The sequence below is a fragment of the Mesorhizobium sp. M1329 genome (assembly GCF_040318035.1).
Taxonomy (GTDB): domain Bacteria; phylum Pseudomonadota; class Alphaproteobacteria; order Rhizobiales; family Rhizobiaceae; genus Mesorhizobium.
In genome coordinates this window covers 1-1,482 of the sequence record NZ_JAMYLN010000082.1, presented here as the reverse complement: position 1 = coordinate 1,482, position 1,482 = coordinate 1, and the positions used below count along the sequence as shown (strand labels likewise).

The 1,482-nt window shown below is 62.3% G+C and carries 1 pseudogene; it reads left to right on the top strand.

The features are described from left to right. Positions 1-892: pseudogene (locus tag NKH21_RS32635) on the top strand (polysaccharide biosynthesis/export family protein); the annotation flags it as partial. Between the last annotated feature and the right edge of the window lie 590 nt (positions 893-1,482).

The window sequence follows — 1,482 nt, the reverse complement described above, 5'->3', positions numbered from 1 at the left end:
GCTCGGCGAGCATGAGGAGGCTTTACGCCGCGAATTGGCCGCAGCACGAGCGGAGCTAGAGGTTATGCAGCGCGGCGTCCGTGAGCTAAGCGCCCAGGCACACCTACTGGCAGAGACGGTGGCTCAGCAAGCACAAACGCTGAAAGAGCAGCAGCGAACAGAGGAAGCGCTCGGGCTCGATCTGGAGACGGCGCAGCGCGTTATCGAAAGCTACAGGGCCGAAGCCAGTCTCTGGAACAGCGAGGAGGCTGCCGCGCCTGGAGCGCACCCCTCTATGGACGCCTCCCAGCTTGCTGCGAAGCGAACGCTTGATGACGAGCGGCACAAGGTCGAGCTCTTGGAGCAAGAACTTACCACGGCTCGCCAAACTATCGATGCTCTTAAGGCAGGCGCAAAGCTGGCAGCCGTCGAGCAGGCGAACGCCATAAGGGACCGACAGGCGGCCGAGGCCGCTCTAAAGCAGGCTCGAGAAACACTCGAGCTGGGACGCGAACGAGCAGATTCAGCCGTACGTGACCTCGATATTGTTCGCCAGCAACGCGATGCTTTAAAGCAGAACTCGGTAGAATTGAGTGCGGCGCTCGACCAAGAGCGTGAAAGGGCTATCGGTCTAGCCCGCAGCCTCAGTGCCGCGCGTGAGGCAATTGATATCGTCAAGGGTAAGCGTCGCACTGCGGCTGTGGAGCGCGCGCCGAAAGCGCGTACCCCCGCACTTGCAAGTAGGTTATCGCGTTCGGACGCCCAACCAGCCCGTAAACCGGGCTTGCCGAAAAAACAGAAAATGAAGGTCCAAAAGCCGCCGCAAACCGTTCTGCTCGCAACCGTACCTCTTCCCGCAGTATTGCTTCCAACACGGCCATCAAAAAGCTCGAGCCGCGCCAGTGAAGACTAGGGAGCGAGACGACAATGAAGAAGTATGTAGCGGCCGCGTTGACGATCGGGATCACAGTTGGGCCTGCCTCGGCTCTTGAAGCAGGCGTGGGCGGTAGGGCGGGCGGTGTCGGGGTCGGTGCTGGAGTGAGCGCCGGTTCGCAAGGCGTATCTGTGGGGGCGGGCACGAGCGTCGACGGCGTAGGCGGAGCAAATGTTGGAGCTTCGGTCGGGGCAGATGACGGATCAGTCGACGCAGGCGTTGGTGCCAGCGGCAACGTTGGTGATACAAGCACAAGTGCCACTGTGGGCGACGATCCGTCCGCCGAAAACGAAGCGGCTACCGCACCCGACAGTTCGACTGCAGCGACGGCCCCTGCCTCTGCCAAGACCGCTGGGCAATCCATCGTCTTGCCACCCGTCCTCAGGCCTTCCAAAGCCGGTGACGGTGACTCCACCAACGGGTATCCCTTTGGATCTCCGGGACCACTGACAGCGAAACCCGGTACGCCGGTTGCGGTCGTGCGAGCCTGCCGCACGGCGATCGTGGCCGCTGCGACGCCACTTGGCGCCGTCAATGTCCACGCGGTAAGCGCAGGCGCCTTGCGTCAA